The sequence below is a fragment of the Streptomyces sp. NPDC001157 genome, from assembly GCF_053598255.1.
Map to the genome: position 1 here is coordinate 167,910 of NZ_JBSFJW010000011.1, position 19,736 is coordinate 187,645.

The window sequence follows — 19,736 nt, forward strand, 5'->3', positions numbered from 1 at the left end:
CGGGGGGTGTCCGCCCGCAGCGGCCGGCGTCAGCCCCGAGCACGGCTGCCCCCAACAGCAACCGCCGGACCGAGGACGGACACCCCCCGGCGCGGCCCCGCCCCACCCCCGAACCGCAGGCGCGGCCCGCACCCCCACCGATGCCGCACATGCGCCGCAGGCATCCGCACCCCCACCGATGCCGCACAGCCGCCGCAGGCATCCGCACCCCCACCGAAGCCGCACAGCCGCCGCAGGCATCCGCACCCCCACCGAAGCCGCACAGCCGCCGCAAGCACCGGTGTCCAGACAGCCGCACAGGCGCCGCAGGCATCCGCGCCCAAGCCACCCACCCCCCGTCTCGTACCCTTGAGCCCGTGCAGGAACGACACGACGCCCCCCTCGCCCCGCTGACCACCTTCCGGCTGGGCGGCCCCGCGACCCGTCTGATCACCGCCACCACCGACGCCGAGGTGATCGCGGCAGTCCGTGAGGCCGACGACACCGGCACCCCGCTCCTGCTGATCGGCGGCGGTTCGAACCTGGTCATCGGCGACAAGGGCTTCGCCGGCACCGCACTCGTCATCGCCACCAAGGGCTTCGACCTCGACGGCACGCGCCTGGAGCTCGCCGCCGGCGAGGTGTGGACCGACGCCGTCGCCCGCACCGTCGACGCCGGACTCGCCGGCATCGAGTGCCTGGCCGGCATCCCGGGCTCGGCCGGCGCGACCCCCATCCAGAACGTGGGCGCGTACGGCCAGGAGGTCTCCTCGACCATCACCGAGGTGATCGCCTACGACCGCCACACCCGCGAAACGGTCACCGTCCCGAACGCCGACTGCGCCTTCTCGTACCGCCACAGCCGCTTCAAGGCCGATCCCGAGCGCTACGTCGTCCTCCGCGTCCGCTTCGAGCTGGAGGACGCCGACGGCCTGTCCGCCCCCCTCAAGTACGCCGAGACGGCCCGTGCCCTCGGCGTGGAGCCCGGCGACCGCGTCCCGCTCGCAGCCGCCCGCGAGACCGTCCTCAAGCTGCGCTCCGGCAAGGGCATGGTCCTGGACCCCGAGGACCACGACACCTGGTCGGCCGGTTCCTTCTTCACCAACCCGATCCTCACCGACACCCAGTTCGCCGCGTTCCACGCGCGCGTGCAGGAACGGCTCGGCGACGGTGTGGAGCCCCCCGCCTACCCGGCGGGCGAGGGCCACACCAAGACCTCTGCGGCCTGGCTGATCGACAAGGCGGGCTTCACCAAGGGCTACGGCACGGGCCCCGCCCGCATCTCCACCAAGCACACCCTCGCCCTCACCAACCGCGGCGACGCCACCACGGAGGACCTGCTCGCACTGGCCCGCGAGGTGGTCGCCGGAGTCCGCGAGGCCTTCGGCATCACCTTGGTCAACGAGCCGGTGACGGTCGGCGTCAGCCTGTAGCACCCGCACAGGGAGCGCCTCAGTACGCCACCCCCACCCCCTGCTTCACCGTCCCGGGATCCCTGGCCATCGCCAGCATCGCGTGCGCCACATCCGCCCGCCCGATGAACCGCCCCTTCTCCGGGAACCCGCCCACCACCGTCCGGTACACCCCCGTGACCGGCTTGTTCTGCAGCCGCGGCGGCCGCACGACAGTCCAGTCCGTCGTACTACGGGCCAACTCGGCCTCCATGGCGCCGAGATCGGCGTAGACGTCCTTGAGCAGCGCGGAGACGACGCCGCGCATCGCGCGGTCGAGTGCCCCTTCCCGCTCGGCCGGCGGCCCGACCGGCGCAGCGCTCACCACGAGCAGCCGCCGCACCCCCTCGGCCTCCATGGCGCCCAGCACCGTACGCGTGAGCCGGTCCGCCACCCCCGCCTCCTTGCGGCTGCGCGCGCCGAGCCCCGACAGCACCACATCCCGGCCGGCCACCGCGGGCCGCACCGCCTCCGGGGCGGTCAGGTCGTCCCGGAACACCTCCAGCCGTTCGCCCGTCACGGACAGCCGCGCGGGATCCCGTACGACCGCCGTGACCTCGTGACCCGCGTCCAGGGCCTGGCGGACGATTTCCCGGCCGATGCCGCCGGTGGCGCCGAAAACGGTGAGTTTCATGGGGACTCCCATGCTCGTGGGCGGTGGGTGAGTACTCACTCACCCTTCCTCCCACTAGAGTGAGTAAGCACTCACCCACTCGTCAAGCCCGATGGGACGACACATGGAAACGAAGCCGGCCCGTGCCCGCATCCTCGATGCCGCTCACGAGCTGATGCTCACCGTCGGGCTGGCCCGCGCCACCACCAAGGAGATCGCCAAGGCGGCCGGATGCTCCGAGGCCGCGCTGTACAAGTACTTCACCAGCAAGGAAGAGCTGTTCATCTGCGTGCTCGCGGAGCGCCTGCCCCAGTTGACACCACTGCTGCGCAGCCTTGCCGCGGAGCCCGGACAGAAGACGCTTCAGGAGAACCTCACCGAGATCGCCCGCCACGCCGCCCTCTTCTACGAGCAGAGTTTCCCGATCGCCGCGTCCCTGTACGCCGAGACCCAGCTCAAGCGTCGGCACGACGACGTGATGCGGCAGATGGGAACGGGCCCGCACAGGCCGATCCAGGGAGTGGACACATACCTGCGGGCAGAGCAGGAACTCGGCCGGGTCAGCCGCGACGCGGACACCTTCGCGGCCGCGTCGCTGCTGCTCGGCGCCTGCGCACAGCGGGCCTTCGCCTACGACGCGACACAAGAGGCACTGCGCCCGCCGGTGGACGAGTTCGCCCGACGACTGGCACGGACCCTGCTGGCAGGCATCGCCGACTGACCGAGGCCGGGCCCGGCTGACCAGAGCCGACCTAGGCCAGCCAGTCCTCCACCTCGGCCAGCAGCTTCGCCTTCACATCCTCCGGCGCCGCCGAAGCCCGCACCGACTGCCGGGCCAGTTCCGCCAACTCCTCATCCGTGAAGGCGTGGTGGCGCCGGGCGATGTCGTACTGCGCGGCCAGCCGGGAGCCGAACAGGAGCGGGTCGTCGGCGCCCAGGGCCATCGCGACACCGGCGTCGTACAGCCTCCGCAGCGGAACGTCCTCGGGCTTCTCGTACACGCCCAGGGCCACGTTCGAAGCGGGGCAGACCTCACACGTCACACCCCGCTCCGCGAGCCGCTTCAGCAGCCGGGGGTCCTCCGCGGCCCGCACCCCGTGCCCGATCCGGTTCGCGTCCAGGTCGTCGAGACAGTCCCGTACCGACGAGGGACCCGCCAGCTCGCCGCCGTGCGGCGCCGACAGCAGTCCGCCCTCCCGGGCGATGGCGAACGCCCGGTCGAAGTCCCTCGCCATGCCCCGGCGTTCGTCGTTGGACAGCCCGAAGCCGACCACCCCCCGGTCGGCATACCGCACGGCCAGCCGGGCCAGCGTGCGCGCGTCCAGAGGGTGCTTCATACGGTTCGCGGCGACCAGCACCCGCATACCCAGGCCGGTCTCCCGCATCGTCGTGTCCACCGCGTCCAGGATGATCTCCAGCGCCGGGATGAGACCGCCCAGACGGGGCGCGTACGAGGTCGGGTCGACCTGGATCTCCAGCCACCCCGAGCCGTCCTTCAGATCCTCCTCGGCGGCCTCCCGCACCAGCCGTTGGATGTCCTCGGGCTCCCTCAGGCACGAACGCGCGGCGTCGTACAGCCGCTGGAAGCGGAACCAGCCCCGCTCGTCCGTGGCCCGCAGCCTCGGCGGCTCCCCGCTGGTCAGCGCCTCGGTCAGGGCTTCGGGCAGTCGCACACCGTACTTGTCGGCCAGCTCCAGCACGGTGGTGGGCCGCATCGACCCGGTGAAGTGCAGATGGAGATGGGCCTTGGGCAGCTCAGAGACATCACGTACACGCTCCATTCCAGGATCCTGCCGTACGTCACTGCCGTCCCGGTAGCGGATTCCCCGTACGTGGTCTTGCTCGCACAAAGAAACAGGGGGCTGCTCCGAAAAACCGGAGCAGCCCCCTGTACAGGGCGGACGTCAGTCCTGTGCCTCCGCCAGCAGCTTCTGGATCCGGCTGACACCCTCGACGAGATCCTCGTCACCCAGGGCGTACGACAGCCGCAGATAACCGGGCGTACCGAAGGCCTCGCCGGGGACGACCGCGACCTCGGCCTCCTCCAGGATCAGCGCGGCCAGCTCGACCGTGTCCTGCGGGCGCTTGCCGCGGATCTCCTTGCCGAGCAGGCCCTTGACCGACGGGTACGCGTAGAAGGCGCCCTCGGGCTCGGGGCAGAGCACGCCGTCGATCTCGTTGAGCATCCGCACGATGGTCTTGCGGCGGCGGTCGAAGGCCTCGCGCATCTTCGCCACGGCCTCCAGGTCGCCGGAGACGGCCGCCAGCGCGGCGACCTGTGCGACGTTCGACACGTTCGACGTGGCGTGCGACTGCAGGTTGGTCGCCGCCTTGACCACGTCCTTCGGGCCGATGACCCAGCCCACGCGCCAGCCGGTCATCGCGTACGTCTTGGCGACACCGTTGACCACGATGCACTTGTCGCGCAGCTCGGGCAGCAGTGCGGGCAGGGACACGGACACCGCGTCGCCGTACACCAGGTGCTCGTAGATCTCGTCGGTCAGCACCCACAGGCCGTGCTCGACGGCCCAGCGGCCGATCGCCTCGGTCTCGGCCTCGGAGTACACCGCGCCGGTCGGGTTGGACGGCGACACGAACAGGACGACCTTGGTCTTCTCCGTGCGGGCGGCCTCCAACTGCTCGACCGAGACGCGGTAGCCGGTGGTCTCGTCGGCGACGACCTCCACCGGCACACCACCCGCGAGACGGATCGACTCCGGGTACGTCGTCCAGTACGGCGCGGGCACGATGACCTCGTCGCCCGGGTCGAGGATCGCGGCGAAGGCCTCGTAGATGGCCTGCTTGCCGCCGTTGGTGACCAGGATCTGCGAGACGTCGGGCTCCCAGCCGGAGTCACGCAGCGTCTTCGCGGCGATCGCGGCCTTCAGCTCGGGCAGACCACCGGCCGGCGTGTAGCGGTGGTACTTCGGGTTCGAGCAGGCCTCGATCGCGGCCTGGACGATGTAGTCCGGGGTCGGGAAGTCGGGTTCACCGGCGCCGAAGCCGATCACCGGACGCCCGGCGGCCTTGAGGGCCTTGGCCTTGGCATCCACGGCGAGGGTGGCGGACTCGGAGATCGCGCCGACTCGGGCGGAGACCCGGCGCTCGGTGGGAGGGGTTGCAGCGCTCATGGGACCCATCGTTTCAGACCGGAAACGCCCCCGGCACGCGGGTTTCACAGACTGAACATGTGTGGGTCGGCCACTGAACACCTGTCCGGAATCAGCCGGTGGCCTGGGTGATCTTCCACCGGTTTTCCGGCGATCTTTCTCCGCCAAGGCCCCTACGGGCGCTTTCTGTTCGACGATGCGCTCCGGACCACGTACACTCTCACCTCGTTGGCCATCAACTGCCGCGCCGCGAACGGTGCACACCGAGCACCCGGTCGGATGCGGTACGTTGGGGACACACAAAGGGTCGTAGCTCAATTGGTAGAGCACCGGTCTCCAAAACCGGCGGTTGGGGGTTCAAGTCCCTCCGGCCCTGCTACACACACCTTCGCCAGGATGTGTGCGCATGTACGTACAGCTTTGCAACGCCGTGCGGCTCAGACCGGGCGCGGCACGGCCACGACCCGGGAACAGGTGAGGACGAATGGCGGACGCCGTGGGCTCCATCGACACGCCTGATGCCCAGGACGAGGCGCAGGAGTCGAAGAAGAAGGCCCGCAAGGGCGGCAAGCGGGCCAAGAAGGGTCCGTTCAAGAGGCTTGCCCTCTTCTACCGCCAGGTCATCGCCGAGCTCCGCAAGGTCGTCTGGCCCACGCGTAACCAGCTGACGTCGTACACCACCGTGGTGATCTTCTTCGTCACCGTCATGATCGCCTTGGTGACCGTGATTGACTATGGGCTCAACCACGCGGCCAAGTACGTCTTCGGCTGAGCCGAGAGCGAAGGGCGCCGAGGTACCCGGCGCCCCTTTCGCATGTTCCACCCCTATGTATCCAGGAAGAAGCAGCCACCGTGTCTGACACGAACCTGAACGACGACGCCATCGAGCCGGACGAGTCCGTGGACGACGAGCTCGACATCGTCGAGGGCGCGGACGACCAGGACGAGTTCGAGGCTGCCGAGGCCGAGGCGGGAGAGCCGGCCGAGGAGGCCGCCCTCCAGGTCGTGGACGAGGACGAGGCCGTCGAAGAGGCCGAGGAGGCCGTCGAGGAGGAGCCCGAGCCGGTCGACCCGGTCCAGGCCCTCCGCGAGGAGCTGCGCACCCTGCCCGGCGAGTGGTACGTCATCCACACCTACGCCGGTTACGAGAACCGCGTGAAGACGAACCTCGAGCAGCGCGCCGTCTCGCTGAACGTCGAGGACTACATCTTCCAGGCCGAGGTGCCGCAGGAAGAGGTCGTCCAGATCAAGAACGGCGACCGCAAGACGATCAAGCAGAACAAGCTCCCGGGCTACGTCCTCGTCCGCATGGACCTGACGAACGAGTCCTGGGGTGTCGTCCGCAACACCCCCGGCGTCACCGGCTTCGTGGGCAACGCCTACGACCCGTACCCGCTGACCCTGGACGAGATCGTCAAGATGCTCGCCCCGGAGGCCGAGGAGAAGGCCGCCCGCGAGGCCGCCGAGGCCGAGGGCAAGCCCGCCCCGCAGCGCAAGGTCGAGGTCCAGGTGCTGGACTTCGAGGTCGGCGACTCGGTCACCGTCACCGACGGCCCGTTCGCCACCCTGCAGGCGACCATCAACGAGATCAACCCCGACTCGAAGAAGGTCAAGGGCCTGGTGGAGATCTTCGGCCGCGAGACGCCGGTCGAGCTCTCCTTCGACCAGATCCAGAAGAACTAGAAGACCCAGCAGCTTCTGGACGCACCGCTTCCGCGCAGGTCAGGCGGGCTCTCGTAGCCGGTCTGACCTGCTCGGTTTTTAGCCGCGCATCTATACCCGCTATCGTTGTGCGGTATGCCTTCATCCGGGACGCGACCCGGGCGGAGGCACGCCTCAATCGAAAGGACCCGGAGAGTAATGCCTCCCAAGAAGAAGAAGGTCACGGGGCTCATCAAGCTCCAGATCAACGCCGGTGCGGCGAACCCGGCTCCGCCGGTCGGCCCCGCGCTGGGCCAGCACGGCGTCAACATCATGGAGTTCTGCAAGGCGTACAACGCCGCGACCGAGTCGCAGCGTGGCTGGGTGATCCCGGTGGAGATCACGGTCTACGAGGACCGTTCCTTCACCTTCGTCACCAAGACGCCGCCGGCCGCCAAGATGATCCTCAAGGCCGCGGGTGTGGAGAAGGGCTCCGGCGAGCCGCACAAGACCAAGGTCGCCAAGATCACCGAGGCGCAGGTCCGCGAGATCGCCCAGACCAAGCTCCCCGACCTCAACGCCAACGACCTGGACGCCGCGTCGAAGATCATCGCCGGCACCGCCCGTTCCATGGGCATCACGGTCGAGGGCTGAGCCCAACTCCCGCACGTAGCAGAAGTGGCAGGGCCTGCTCGGCCCGGACCACGACTCCTCAGACACACACAGGAGCAGTAGTGAGCAAGCGCAGCAAGTCTCTCCGCGCTGCGGACGCCAAGGTCGACCGGGACAAGCTCTACGCCCCGCTCGAGGCCGTCCGTCTCGCCAAGGAGACCTCCACGACCAAGTTCGACGGCACCGTCGAGGTCGCCTTCCGTCTGGGTGTCGACCCGCGCAAGGCCGACCAGATGGTCCGTGGCACCGTGAACCTTCCGCACGGCACCGGTAAGACCGCCCGGGTCCTGGTCTTCGCGACCGGTGACCGTGCTGCGGCCGCGGAGGCCGCGGGCGCCGACATCGTCGGCTCCGACGAACTGATCGACGAGGTCTCGAAGGGCCGCCTGGACTTCGACGCCGTCGTCGCCACCCCGGACCTCATGGGCAAGGTCGGCCGCCTCGGCCGTGTGCTCGGTCCCCGTGGTCTCATGCCGAACCCCAAGACCGGCACCGTGACCCCGGACGTGGCGAAGGCCGTCAACGACATCAAGGGCGGCAAGATCGAGTTCCGCGTCGACAAGCACTCGAACCTGCACTTCATCATCGGCAAGGTGTCGTTCGACGACAGCAAGCTGGTGGAGAACTACGGCGCCGCGCTGGAGGAGATCCTCCGTCTCAAGCCGTCCGCCGCCAAGGGCCGCTACATCAAGAAGGCCGCGATCAGCACCACGATCGGCCCCGGCATTCCGGTCGACCCGAACCGCACCCGCAACCTCCTCGTCGAGGAGGACCCGGCCGCCGTCTGATCCTGACGGCAGTCGCGCGTACGCGTTTTTTCCCACGAGCCCCGCAACCTCACCGGTGCGGGGCTCGTCCCTTTTCCCGGACGGGTGTCAGTGCCCTGCGTTAGCGTGCGGGTACAGCGATCGCATACGGGTGGGGGACCGATGAAGAGCACGACCGTGCGTCGGGTGGGCCTTTCGATCGCAGCGGTGACCGCGCTGACGGGGGCGGCCGCCTGCAGCTCCTCGGACTCCTCCGGCAAGGGCGCCAGGGCCTCCGGCAAGGGCGCGACGCATGTCAGCCCCATAGCGGCCCTGCGCACCGCCGAGAAGTCCACCGACGGCGCCGACTCCGCCAAGGTCGAGTCCACGACCACGCTGGGCTCCCTGATGTCCATGACGTCCGACGGTGCCCTCGGCTGGGCCCACGGCCTCACCGGCAGCCTGACCATCACGTACACCGGCGGCACGATGGCGAACACCATGCGCAGGACCGGCACCACGTCGATGGAGGCCCGCTATCTGCCCGACGCCTTCTACGCGAAGATGGGCGAGAAGTTCGCCGAGCAGGCGGGCGGCAAGCACTGGATCAGGTACGGCTACGCGGACCTCGCCGGCCTCGGCGGCAGCTCCGGCGCGTACCTCAGGAACCAGATGCAGAACACGACCCCCAACCAGTCGGTGAAGCTCCTGCTTGCCTCCGGGGACGTCAAGAAGGTCGGTACCGAGAAGGTGCGCGGCGTGAACGCCACGCACTACTCGGGCACGGTGGACGTCGCCGACCTCGCCCGCAAGAACTCCAGCCTCACCGCGAGCCAGCTCGCCGGCCTGAAGAGGCAGCTCACCCAGGCCGGCGTCAGTACGGAGTCCGTCGACATCTGGGTCGACGACCACAACCTCCTGGTCAAGAAGGTGGAGAAGGGCCGGATGTCGGCCGGCGAGTACGCCCAGACCGCGTACTACAGCGACTACGGCGTGAAGGTCTCCGCCACCGAGCCGCCCGCGAGTGACACCGAGGACTTCAAGCAGCTGATCAAGAAGCAGGGCTGGACACCGGGCAGCAGCGACACCGCCGGCGGCTCCGGCAGCAGCTCCTGAGACAGGCGGGGCTGCCGATGTCCGGGGGAATACGGAAGACTCGCGCAGCCTCCTGAGGTTAGGCTCGCGTCTTGCTGTGTATCGGCCATGCATTCCATGGGGGGAACCAATGGGGACTTCTGTACGTGTTTCAGCGCGCCGTAGAGCGACGGGAGCCGGGGTTGCGGCCCTGCTGCTCGCCGGGGGTGCGGTCGGCTGTCAGAAGAGCGACTCCGCCGAGTCGCCCGCGATGACTCCGGCGGCGGCCGTCGCCAAGGCGGCGAAGAACAGCGAGGCCATCAGGTCCGCGCATTACAGGATGACGGGCCAGGTCCCGGGGCAGGGCCGGATTTCCGCCGAGGCGGCGGTGAGCATCAAGCCGCTGACCATGAGCATGAAAATGACGGCTCAGAACCAGGCAACCAAGGGTCCGATCGAGATCCGCCTCCTCGGCAAGGCCATGTACATCGGCGGGAACGCCTCCATGGCCAAGGAGATGGACGGCAAGAGCTGGATCAAGCTCGACATGTCCGCGCTCGGCGGCGGCAAGGGGCTGAGCGCGGATCAGCTGGGCGCAGGCCAGGCCAACCAGAACCCGGCCGCCAACTCCACCTTCCTCACCGGCTCCAAGAACGTGAAGAAGGTCGGCACCGAGACCGTCGGCGGCGTGAAGACGACCCACTACGAGGGCAAGGTCACCGTCGAGGACCTCAAGGCATCCCTCAAGGACAAGAACAAGACCGTCCGGGAACAGCGCGAGAAGAGCCTCGAGCAGCTCGAGAAGATGGGCGTCGACTCGTTCGCCATGGATGCGTGGATCGACGGCGACGACCACACCAAGCAGTTCCGGATGCGTGGCGAGGCCGACAAGGGTCCGCTCGACCTGACGATCACCTTCCTCGACATCAACAAGCCGGTGAAGGTCACGGCCCCGCCGGCCAAGGACACCGCCGACCTCGCCGAGATGATGAAGGGCGCCCAGAGCTGATCCGTACGGGCGGATTTGCTCGACGGCCGTCCAGTCCCGTACTCTCCTCAGGAAGCCAAAGACCGCTGGTCGTTGCCGTGCGCTCCTGGAGGGTGCGGTGGCCGAAGGATCCGCTGAACCGCGGACGACCCGCGCAGGTGACTGTGGAAGTGCTCCCGGAGTTCGCAGCTGACGCTGTGATGATCCGGTCGAGCTACGCCCCGTGCGCCTGCGCCGGGGCGTTTCGTTTTTCACAGCCCCTTCCGAGCGGTCGTCATCACCCGGAAGGAGGCCGACGCTCATGGCAAGGCCCGACAAGGCTGCCGCGGTAGCCGAGCTGACGGAGCAGTTCCGCAGCTCGAACGCCGCCGTGCTGACCGAGTACCGGGGTCTCACCGTGGCGCAGCTCAAGACGCTGCGTCGTTCGCTCGGTGAGAACGCCCAGTACGCCGTGGTGAAGAACACGCTGACCAAGATTGCGGCCAACGAGGCCGGGATCTCTACGCTCGACGACCTGTTCAACGGTCCGACGGCGGTCGCCTTCGTCACCGGTGACCCGGTGGAGTCGGCGAAGGGTCTTCGTGACTTCGCCAAGGACAACCCGAACCTCGTCATCAAGGGCGGTGTCCTTGACGGCAAGGCGCTGTCCGCCGACGAGATCAAGAAGCTTGCGGACCTCGAGTCCCGCGAGGTTCTGCTCGCCAAGCTGGCGGGCGCCCTGAAGGGCAAGCAGACGCAGGCTGCACAGCTCTTCCAGGCGCTTCCGACGAAGCTCGTCCGCACCGTGGACGCCCTTCGCGCCAAGCAGGACGAGCAGGGCGGTGCCGAGTAACTCGGCTCGCATCATGATCGCCGCCTGAGGCAGTCCGCCTGAGGCAGCGGTCGTAGCGGGCCGAACGTACGCCCGCCAGACATGTACATCCCGGCACCAGCCGAAATTAGTGGAAGGAAAGCCATCGTGGCTCTCACCCAGGACGAACTGCTCGCCGAGTTCGAGGGCATGACCCTCATCCAGCTCTCCGAGTTCGTGAAGGCGTTCGAGGAGAAGTTCGACGTCACCGCCGCTGCCGCGGCCGTCGTCGCCGCCGGCCCGGCGCAGGGTGGCCCGGCCGCCCCCGCCGAGGAGGAGAAGGACGAGTTCGACGTCATCCTCACGGGTGCCGGCGACAAGAAGATCCAGGTCATCAAGGTCGTGCGTGAGCTGACCTCCCTGGGTCTGAAGGAGGCCAAGGACCTCGTGGACGGCGCCCCGAAGCCCGTTCTCGAGAAGGTCGCCAAGGACGCCGCCGAGAAGGCCGCCGAGTCCCTCAAGGGCGCCGGCGCCTCGGTCGAGGTCAAGTAAGACCTCTCAGCTCCCCAGGGGCTGTAACGCCTGAGCACAGAAGAGCGATCATCCATCCGGGTGGTCGCTCTTCGGCGTTCCTGGGCGTCGGGTGGTGGCTGCCTTGCACCCTCGGGTGTGCGGAGTATGGTGATCTTCGTCGTGCCTCCAAGCACCCCAGGTGGTATGTGGTTTGGGCCATGGGGGCCTTGACGAACTGCACGCAGCGCGCAATTCTCAGGACGCGTCGTCACAAGGATCCGAATCCGAGGCATGGATCGACGACGAAGAGGGCAGTATCAACGTGCATTGAGGGCGTGGGCTTGCCGCAGGTGTTGAGAACAACGAGGGTCTCAGAAACCGGGACTGGACATCAGTGTGCCGAGTGGCTACACTGACCCTTTGCGCTGCCTGTTAGCTGTCCCCTGCCCGTCACCAGGGGCATGCCCTCGCTTGAGCACCGACGATCGGAACGTCCCTGACCTGGCCTTTCGGCCAAATCGGGGAGTCCTGTCTCTGTGTGCGGGAGAGGGACCGGTACGCGCGTAGTGAGTCCGAGCCCTCGGAAGGACCCCCTCTTGGCCGCCTCGCGCACTGCCTCGACCGCGAATACGAACAACGGTGCCAGCACCGCCCCGCTGCGCATCTCCTTTGCAAAGATCAAGGAGCCCCTCGAGGTTCCCAACCTGCTCGCGCTGCAGACCGAGAGCTTTGACTGGCTGCTCGGGAACACCGCCTGGCAGAGTCGGGTCGAGGCGGCTCTTGAGTCCGGTCAGGACGTCCCCACCAAGTCCGGTCTGGAGGAGATCTTCGAGGAGATCTCTCCGATCGAGGACTTCTCCGGGTCGATGTCGCTGACGTTCCGCGACCACCGTTTCGAGCCGCCGAAGAACAGCATCGACGAGTGCAAGGAGCGCGACTTCACGTACGCCGCTCCGCTCTTCGTGACGGCTGAGTTCACCAACAACGAGACCGGCGAGATCAAGTCGCAGACGGTCTTCATGGGCGACTTCCCGCTCATGACGAACAAGGGCACGTTCGTCATCAACGGCACCGAGCGTGTCGTGGTGTCGCAGCTGGTCCGTTCGCCCGGTGTCTACTTCGACTCCTCCATCGACAAGACGTCCGACAAGGACATCTTCTCCGCCAAGATCATCCCGTCCCGGGGTGCCTGGCTGGAGATGGAGATCGACAAGCGCGACATGGTCGGTGTGCGTATCGACCGCAAGCGCAAGCAGTCCGTGACCGTTCTGCTCAAGGCTCTCGGTTGGACGACCGAGCAGATCCTGGAGGAGTTCGGCGAGTACGAGTCGATGCGCGCCACCCTGGAGAAGGACCACACCCAGGGCCAGGACGACGCACTGCTCGACATCTACCGCAAGCTGCGCCCGGGCGAGCCCCCCACGCGTGAGGCCGCGCAGACGCTGCTGGAGAACCTGTACTTCAACCCGAAGCGTTACGACCTCGCCAAGGTCGGCCGCTACAAGGTCAACAAGAAGCTGGGTGCGGACGCTCCGCTCGACGCGGGCATCCTGACCGTCGAGGACGTCATCTCGACGATCAAGTACCTGGTCAAGCTGCACGCCGGCGAGACCGAGACGACGGGCGACAGCGGCGGCACGATCGTCGTCGAGACCGACGACATCGACCACTTCGGCAACCGTCGTCTGCGCAGCGTCGGCGAGCTCATCCAGAACCAGGTCCGCACGGGTCTGGCTCGCATGGAGCGCGTCGTCCGTGAGCGCATGACGACCCAGGACGTCGAGGCGATCACGCCGCAGACCCTGATCAACATCCGGCCGGTCGTCGCCTCCATCAAGGAGTTCTTCGGCACCAGCCAGCTGTCGCAGTTCATGGACCAGAACAACCCGCTGTCGGGTCTCACCCACAAGCGCCGTCTGTCGGCTCTTGGCCCGGGTGGTCTCTCCCGTGAGCGGGCCGGCTTCGAGGTCCGTGACGTGCACCCGTCCCACTACGGCCGTATGTGCCCGATCGAGACGCCTGAAGGCCCGAACATCGGTCTGATCGGCTCGCTCGCCTCCTACGGTCGCGTCAACGCGTTCGGTTTCGTCGAGACCCCGTACCGCAAGGTCGTCGACGGCCAGGTCACCGACGAGGTCGACTACCTGACGGCCGACGAGGAGGACCGCTTCGTCATCGCGCAGGCCAACGCCACGCTCTCGGACGACATGCGGTTCGCCGAGAACCGGGTCCTGGTCCGCCGCCGTGGCGGTGAGGTCGACTACGTCGCCGGTGACGACGTGGACTACATGGACGTCTCGCCGCGCCAGATGGTGTCGGTCGCGACCGCCATGATCCCCTTCCTCGAGCACGACGACGCCAACCGTGCCCTCATGGGCGCGAACATGATGCGTCAGGCCGTGCCGCTGATTAAGTCCGAGTCCCCGCTCGTCGGCACCGGCATGGAGTACCGCTCCGCCGTCGACGCCGGCGACGTGGTCAAGGCCGAGAAGGCGGGTGTGGTCCAGGAGGTCTCCGCGGACTACATCACCACCGCCAACGACGACGGCACGTACATCACGTACCGCCTGGCCAAGTTCGCCCGCTCCAACCAGGGCACCTCGGTCAACCAGAAGGTCATCGTCAACGAGGGCGACCGCGTCATCGAGGGCCAGGTCCTCGCCGACGGTCCGGCCACCCAGAACGGCGAGATGGCGCTGGGCAAGAACCTGCTCGTGGCGTTCATGCCGTGGGAGGGTCACAACTACGAGGACGCGATCATCCTGTCGCAGCGCCTCGTGCAGGACGACGTCCTCTCCTCGATCCACATCGAGGAGCACGAGGTCGACGCCCGTGACACCAAGCTCGGCCCCGAGGAGATCACCCGGGACATCCCGAACGTCTCCGAGGAGGTCCTCGCCGACCTCGACGAGCGCGGCATCATCCGTATCGGTGCCGAGGTCATCGCCGGTGACATCCTCGTCGGCAAGGTGACCCCCAAGGGTGAGACCGAGCTGACCCCCGAGGAGCGCCTGCTGCGCGCGATCTTCGGTGAGAAGGCCCGTGAGGTCCGTGACACCTCGCTGAAGGTGCCGCACGGCGAGACCGGCAAGGTCATCGGCGTCCGCGTCTTCGACCGCGAGGAGGGCGACGAGCTTCCCCCCGGTGTGAACCAGCTGGTGCGCGTGTACGTGGCGCAGAAGCGCAAGATCACCGACGGTGACAAGCTCGCCGGCCGTCACGGCAACAAGGGTGTCATCTCGAAGATCCTTCCGATCGAGGACATGCCGTTCCTCGAGGACGGAACTCCGGTCGACATCATCCTCAACCCGCTGGGTGTGCCGTCCCGAATGAACCCGGGACAGGTGCTTGAGATCCACCTCGGCTGGCTCGCCAGCCGCGGCTGGGACGTCTCCGGTCTCGCCGACGAGTGGGCGCAGCGCCTGCAGGCCATCGGCGCCGACCAGGTCGACCCGGGCACGAACGTCGCAACCCCCGTCTTCGACGGTGCGCGCGAGGACGAGCTCGCGGGTCTGCTGCAGCACACCATCCCGAACCGCGACGGCGAGCGCATGGTGCTCCCGTCCGGCAAGGCGCGGCTGTTCGACGGCCGTAGCGGTGAGCCGTTCCCGGAGCCGATCTCGGTCGGCTACATGTACATCCTGAAGCTGCACCACCTGGTCGACGACAAGCTGCACGCGCGTTCGACCGGTCCGTACTCGATGATCACCCAGCAGCCGCTGGGTGGTAAGGCCCAGTTCGGTGGCCAGCGGTTCGGCGAGATGGAGGTGTGGGCGCTGGAGGCATACGGCGCCGCATACGCCCTCCAGGAGCTGCTGACCATCAAGTCCGACGACGTCACCGGCCGCGTGAAGGTCTACGAGGCCATCGTCAAGGGCGAGAACATCCCCGAGCCCGGCATCCCCGAGTCCTTCAAGGTGCTCATCAAGGAGATGCAGTCTCTCTGCCTGAACGTGGAGGTGCTGTCCAGCGACGGTATGTCCATCGAGATGCGCGACACCGACGAGGACGTCTTCCGCGCTGCGGAGGAGCTCGGCATCGACCTGTCCCGGCGCGAGCCGAGCAGCGTCGAAGAGGTCTGACGGGAGTCCGGCCGGAGGACCTGGTGAGGACCCTCCGGCCGGCCCCTGGACCCCCGTATCAGACCAAAGACTTACAACCCTGAGAGGGATTGACGCATAGTGCTCGACGTCAACTTCTTCGACGAGCTCCGGATCGGCCTGGCCACCGCTGACGACATCCGTCAGTGGAGCCACGGCGAGGTCAAGAAGCCCGAGACCATCAACTACCGCACCCTCAAGCCCGAAAAGGACGGACTCTTCTGCGAGAAGATCTTCGGTCCGACCCGGGACTGGGAGTGCTACTGCGGCAAGTACAAGCGTGTCCGGTTCAAGGGCATCATCTGTGAGCGCTGCGGCGTCGAGGTGACTCGCGCCAAGGTGCGCCGTGAGCGGATGGGCCACATCGAGCTGGCCGCTCCCGTCACGCACATCTGGTACTTCAAGGGTGTCCCGTCGCGTCTGGGCTACCTGCTGGACCTGGCTCCCAAGGACCTCGAGAAGGTCATCTACTTCGCGGCGTACATGATCACGTACGTCGACGAGGAGCGCCGTACCCGCGACCTGCCCTCCCTGGAGGCGCATGTCTCCGTGGAGCGCCAGCAGGTCGAGAACCGCCGGGACGCCGACCTGGAGGCCCGCGCCAAGAAGCTGGAAAGCGACCTGGCCGAGCTGGAGGCCGAGGGTGCCAAGGCCGACGTGCGCCGCAAGGTGCGCGAGGGTGCCGAGCGTGAGATGAAGCAGCTGCGCGACCGTGCGCAGCGCGAGATCGACCGTCTCGACGAGGTGTGGACCCGGTTCAAGAACCTCAAGGTCCAGGACCTGGAGGGTGACGAGCTGCTCTACCGCGAGCTCCGTGACCGCTTCGGTACCTACTTCGACGGCTCCATGGGTGCGGCTGCTCTGCAGAAGCGCCTGGAGTCCTTCGACCTGGAGGAGGAGGCCGAGCGCCTCCGCGAGATCATCCGCACCGGCAAGGGCCAGAAGAAGACCCGTGCGCTGAAGCGGCTGAAGGTCGTGTCTGCCTTCCTGCAGACCTCCAACAGCCCCAAGGGCATGGTCCTCGACTGCGTCCCGGTCATCCCGCCGGACCTTCGCCCGATGGTGCAGCTGGACGGTGGCCGCTTCGCGACCTCCGACCTGAACGACCTGTACCGCCGTGTGATCAACCGGAACAACCGACTGAAGCGCCTTCTCGACCTCGGTGCGCCCGAGATCATCGTGAACAACGAGAAGCGCATGCTCCAGGAGGCCGTCGACGCGCTGTTCGACAACGGCCGTCGTGGCCGTCCGGTCACCGGTCCCGGTAACCGCCCGCTGAAGTCCCTCAGCGACATGCTGAAGGGTAAGCAGGGTCGATTCCGTCAGAACCTGCTCGGCAAGCGTGTCGACTACTCGGCGCGTTCCGTGATCGTCGTCGGTCCGCAGCTGAAGCTGCACCAGTGCGGTCTGCCGAAGGCGATGGCGCTGGAGCTCTTCAAGCCGTTCGTGATGAAGCGCCTGGTCGACCTGAACCACGCGCAGAACATCAAGAGCGCCAAGCGCATGGTGGAGCGCGGCCGCACCGTCGTGTACGACGTCCTCGAAGAGGTCATCGCCGAGCACCCGGTGCTGCTGAACCGTGCTCCCACCCTGCACCGCCTCGGCATCCAGGCCTTCGAGCCGCAGCTGGTCGAGGGCAAGGCCATCCAGATCCACCCGCTCGTCTGCACCGCGTTCAACGCGGACTTCGACGGTGACCAGATGGCCGTGCACCTGCCGCTGTCCGCGGAGGCGCAGGCCGAGGCCCGCATCCTGATGCTGTCCTCGAACAACATCCTCAAGCCCGCCGACGGCCGTCCGGTGACGATGCCGACCCAGGACATGGTCCTCGGTCTGTTCTTCCTCACCACCGACGGCGAGATGCGCAACGTCAAGGGCGAGGAGCGTTCCTTCGCGTCCGTCGCCGAGGCGATCATGGCGTTCGACGCCGGCGAGCTCTCGCTGCAGTCGCGCGTGGACATCCGCTTCCCGGTGGGCACCATCCCGCCGCGCGGCTGGACCCCGCCGGCGCAGGAGGAGGGCGAGCCGGAGTGGCAGCAGGGTGACACCTTCCGCCTGCGGACGACCCTGGGCCGTGCGCTCTTCAACGAGCTGCTGCCCGAGGACTACCCGTTCGTCGACTACGAGGTCGGCAAGAAGCAGCTCTCCGAGATCGTCAACGACCTCGCCGAGCGCTACCCCAAGGTCATCGTGGCGGCGACGCTCGACAACCTGAAGGCGGCCGGCTTCTACTGGGCGACCCGTTCCGGCGTCACCGTGGCCATCTCCGACGTCGTCGTTCCCGAGGCGAAGAAGGAGATCGTCAAGGGCTACGAGGCGCAGGACGAGAAGGTCCAGAAGCAGTACGAGCGCGGTCTGATCACCAAGGACGAGCGCACGCAGGAGCTCATCGCGATCTGGACCAAGGCGACCAACGAGGTCGCCGAGGCGATGAACGACAACTTCCCGAAGACCAACCCGATCTTCATGATGGTGAACTCGGGTGCACGAGGCAACATGATGCAGATGCGTCAGATCGCCGGTATGCGTGGTCTGGTGTCGAACGCGAAGAACGAGACGATCCCGCGTCCGATCAAGGCGTCGTTCCGTGAGGGTCTGTCCGTGCTGGAGTACTTCATCTCCACGCACGGTGCCCGTAAGGGTCTGGCGGACACCGCTCTGCGTACCGCCGACTCGGGTTACCTGACCCGTCGTCTGGTGGACGTCTCGCAGGACGTCATCATCCGCGAGGAGGACTGCGGCACCGAGCGCGGTCTGAAGCTGCGGATCGCCAACCGCGGCGCCGACGGTGTGCTGCGCAAGGCGGACGACGTCGAGACCAGCGTCTACGCCCGCATGCTCGCCGAGGACGTCGTCATCGACGGCAAGGTGATCGCGCCGGCCAACGTGGACCTGGGCGACGTGCTCATCGACCAGCTGGTGCACCACGGTGTCGAGGAGGTCAAGACCCGCTCGATCCTGACCTGCGAGTCCCAGGTCGGCACCTGCGCCATGTGCTACGGCCGCTCGCTGGCCACCGGCAAGCTGGTCGACATCGGTGAGGCGGTCGGCATCATCGCCGCCCAGTCCATCGGTGAGCCCGGTACCCAGCTGACGATGCGTACCTTCCACACCGGTGGTGTGGCCGGTGACGACATCACCCAGGGTCTGCCGCGTGTCGTCGAGCTCTTCGAGGCCCGTACCCCGAAGGGTGTCGCCCCGATCTCCGAGGCCTCCGGCCGCGTCCGGATCGAGGAGACCGAGAAGACCAAGAAGATCGTCGTCACCCCGGACGACGGCAGCGACGAGACGGCGTACCCGATCTCGAAGCGTGCCCGACTCCTGGTCAGCGAGGGCGAGCACGTCGAGGTGGGCCAGAAGCTCACCGTGGGTGCCACCAACCCGCACGACGTGCTGCGCATCCTGGGCCAGCGTGCCGTCCAGGTCCACCTGGTCGGCGAGGTCCAGAAGGTCTACAACTCGCAGGGTGTGTCGATCCACGACAAGCACATCGAGATCATCATCCGGCAGATGCTGCGCCGTGTGACGATCATCGAGTCCGGCGACGCCGAGCTGCTGCCCGGCGAGCTGGTCGAGCGCTCGAAGTTCGAGGTCGAGAACCGTCGTGTGGTCCAGGAAGGCGGCCACCCGGCCTCCGGCCGTCCGCAGCTGATGGGTATCACCAAGGCCTCGCTGGCGACCGAGTCGTGGCTGTCGGCGGCGTCCTTCCAGGAGACGACCAGGGTCCTCACGGACGCGGCGATCAACGCCAAGTCCGACTCCCTGATCGGCCTCAAGGAGAACGTCATCATCGGTAAGCTCATCCCGGCCGGTACGGGCCTGTCCCGCTACCGCAACATCCGGGTCGAGCCGACCGAGGAGGCCAAGGCCGCGATGTACTCGGCCGTCGGCTACGACGACATCGACTACTCGCCGTTCGGCACGGGCTCCGGCCAGGCCGTTCCGCTGGAGGACTACGACTACGGTCCGTACAACCAGTAGGCGAGCGATCGCTTGAGCTGAAGGGCGGTCACCCCCGTTGGGGGTGGCCGCCCTTCGGCGTCATGAGGACGACCGAGC

At 67.4% G+C, this 19,736-nt stretch carries 15 protein-coding genes and 1 tRNA gene; 13 read left to right on the plus strand and 3 right to left on the minus strand.

Annotation, left to right across the window (positions count from 1 at the left end):
• Positions 1–356: 356 nt before the first annotated feature.
• The gene (locus ACWDAG_RS21600; RefSeq protein ID WP_450697202.1) at positions 357–1,412 is read left to right on the plus strand and encodes a UDP-N-acetylmuramate dehydrogenase; all 1,056 of its coding nucleotides are present in this window, start codon (positions 357–359) and stop codon (positions 1,410–1,412) included.
• Between the two features lie 19 nt (positions 1,413–1,431).
• Here ACWDAG_RS21600 and ACWDAG_RS21605 read toward each other — a convergent pair whose 3' ends face one another.
• Complete coding sequence (locus ACWDAG_RS21605; RefSeq protein ID WP_450697203.1) at positions 1,432–2,064, minus strand: NAD(P)-dependent oxidoreductase; 633 nt, start codon at positions 2,062–2,064, stop codon at positions 1,432–1,434.
• A gap of 103 nt (positions 2,065–2,167) precedes the next feature.
• Between ACWDAG_RS21605 and ACWDAG_RS21610 the strand changes: the two genes are divergently transcribed.
• Positions 2,168–2,764 carry a TetR/AcrR family transcriptional regulator gene (locus ACWDAG_RS21610; RefSeq protein WP_450697204.1) on the plus strand — a complete coding sequence of 199 codons (597 nt, stop codon included), beginning with the start codon at positions 2,168–2,170 and terminating at the stop codon, positions 2,762–2,764.
• A 31-nt stretch (positions 2,765–2,795) separates the two neighbouring features.
• Here ACWDAG_RS21610 and ACWDAG_RS21615 read toward each other — a convergent pair whose 3' ends face one another.
• Both ACWDAG_RS21615 and ACWDAG_RS21620 read right to left on the minus strand, forming a co-directional pair.
• Positions 2,796–3,824: an adenosine deaminase gene (locus ACWDAG_RS21615; RefSeq protein ID WP_450697205.1), complete on the minus strand. Its 1,029-nt coding sequence runs from the start codon at positions 3,822–3,824 to the stop codon at positions 2,796–2,798.
• A gap of 123 nt (positions 3,825–3,947) precedes the next feature.
• Positions 3,948–5,174: a pyridoxal phosphate-dependent aminotransferase gene (locus tag ACWDAG_RS21620; protein ID WP_450697206.1), complete on the minus strand. Its 1,227-nt coding sequence runs from the start codon at positions 5,172–5,174 to the stop codon at positions 3,948–3,950.
• A 282-nt stretch (positions 5,175–5,456) separates the two neighbouring features.
• On the opposite strand from ACWDAG_RS21620, the gene ACWDAG_RS21625 reads away from it, so the two are divergent.
• The 11 genes from ACWDAG_RS21625 (at position 5,457) to ACWDAG_RS21675 (ending at position 19,658) form a co-directional block, all read left to right on the plus strand.
• Positions 5,457–5,529 (plus strand) — tRNA-Trp (locus ACWDAG_RS21625).
• Between the two features lie 108 nt (positions 5,530–5,637).
• Positions 5,638–5,925 (plus strand): preprotein translocase subunit SecE, encoded by a 288-nt coding sequence (secE, locus tag ACWDAG_RS21630; protein ID WP_099930761.1) that lies wholly within the window; start codon positions 5,638–5,640, stop codon positions 5,923–5,925.
• A gap of 80 nt (positions 5,926–6,005) precedes the next feature.
• A complete protein-coding gene (nusG, locus tag ACWDAG_RS21635; RefSeq protein ID WP_450697207.1) occupies positions 6,006–6,836 on the plus strand; it encodes a transcription termination/antitermination protein NusG in 831 nt (276 codons plus the stop codon).
• A 177-nt stretch (positions 6,837–7,013) separates the two neighbouring features.
• The gene (gene rplK / locus ACWDAG_RS21640) at positions 7,014–7,448 is read left to right on the plus strand and encodes a 50S ribosomal protein L11 (RefSeq protein ID WP_037858373.1); all 435 of its coding nucleotides are present in this window, start codon (positions 7,014–7,016) and stop codon (positions 7,446–7,448) included.
• An 80-nt stretch (positions 7,449–7,528) separates the two neighbouring features.
• Positions 7,529–8,254, plus strand: coding sequence for a 50S ribosomal protein L1 (rplA, locus tag ACWDAG_RS21645; RefSeq protein ID WP_450697208.1), 726 nt, complete (start codon positions 7,529–7,531; stop codon positions 8,252–8,254).
• Positions 8,255–8,395: 141 nt separating this feature from the next.
• Positions 8,396–9,328 (plus strand): hypothetical protein, encoded by a 933-nt coding sequence (locus tag ACWDAG_RS21650; protein WP_450697209.1) that lies wholly within the window; start codon positions 8,396–8,398, stop codon positions 9,326–9,328.
• 109 nt (positions 9,329–9,437) lie between these two features.
• Entirely contained in the window at positions 9,438–10,295 is an 858-nt protein-coding gene (locus tag ACWDAG_RS21655; RefSeq protein WP_450697210.1) for a DUF1396 domain-containing protein, read from the plus strand.
• A 280-nt stretch (positions 10,296–10,575) separates the two neighbouring features.
• Positions 10,576–11,106, plus strand: a complete 531-nt coding sequence (gene rplJ, locus ACWDAG_RS21660; protein ID WP_365834949.1) for a 50S ribosomal protein L10 — start codon at positions 10,576–10,578, stop codon at positions 11,104–11,106.
• An 81-nt stretch (positions 11,107–11,187) separates the two neighbouring features.
• The gene (gene rplL, locus ACWDAG_RS21665; RefSeq protein ID WP_450697211.1) at positions 11,188–11,616 is read left to right on the plus strand and encodes a 50S ribosomal protein L7/L12; all 429 of its coding nucleotides are present in this window, start codon (positions 11,188–11,190) and stop codon (positions 11,614–11,616) included.
• Positions 11,617–12,173: 557 nt separating this feature from the next.
• Positions 12,174–15,659, plus strand: coding sequence for a DNA-directed RNA polymerase subunit beta (gene rpoB, locus ACWDAG_RS21670; protein WP_450697212.1), 3,486 nt, complete (start codon positions 12,174–12,176; stop codon positions 15,657–15,659).
• 99 nt (positions 15,660–15,758) lie between these two features.
• Positions 15,759–19,658 carry a DNA-directed RNA polymerase subunit beta' gene (locus ACWDAG_RS21675; protein WP_344404673.1) on the plus strand — a complete coding sequence of 1,300 codons (3,900 nt, stop codon included), beginning with the start codon at positions 15,759–15,761 and terminating at the stop codon, positions 19,656–19,658.
• Positions 19,659–19,736: the final 78 nt, after the last annotated feature.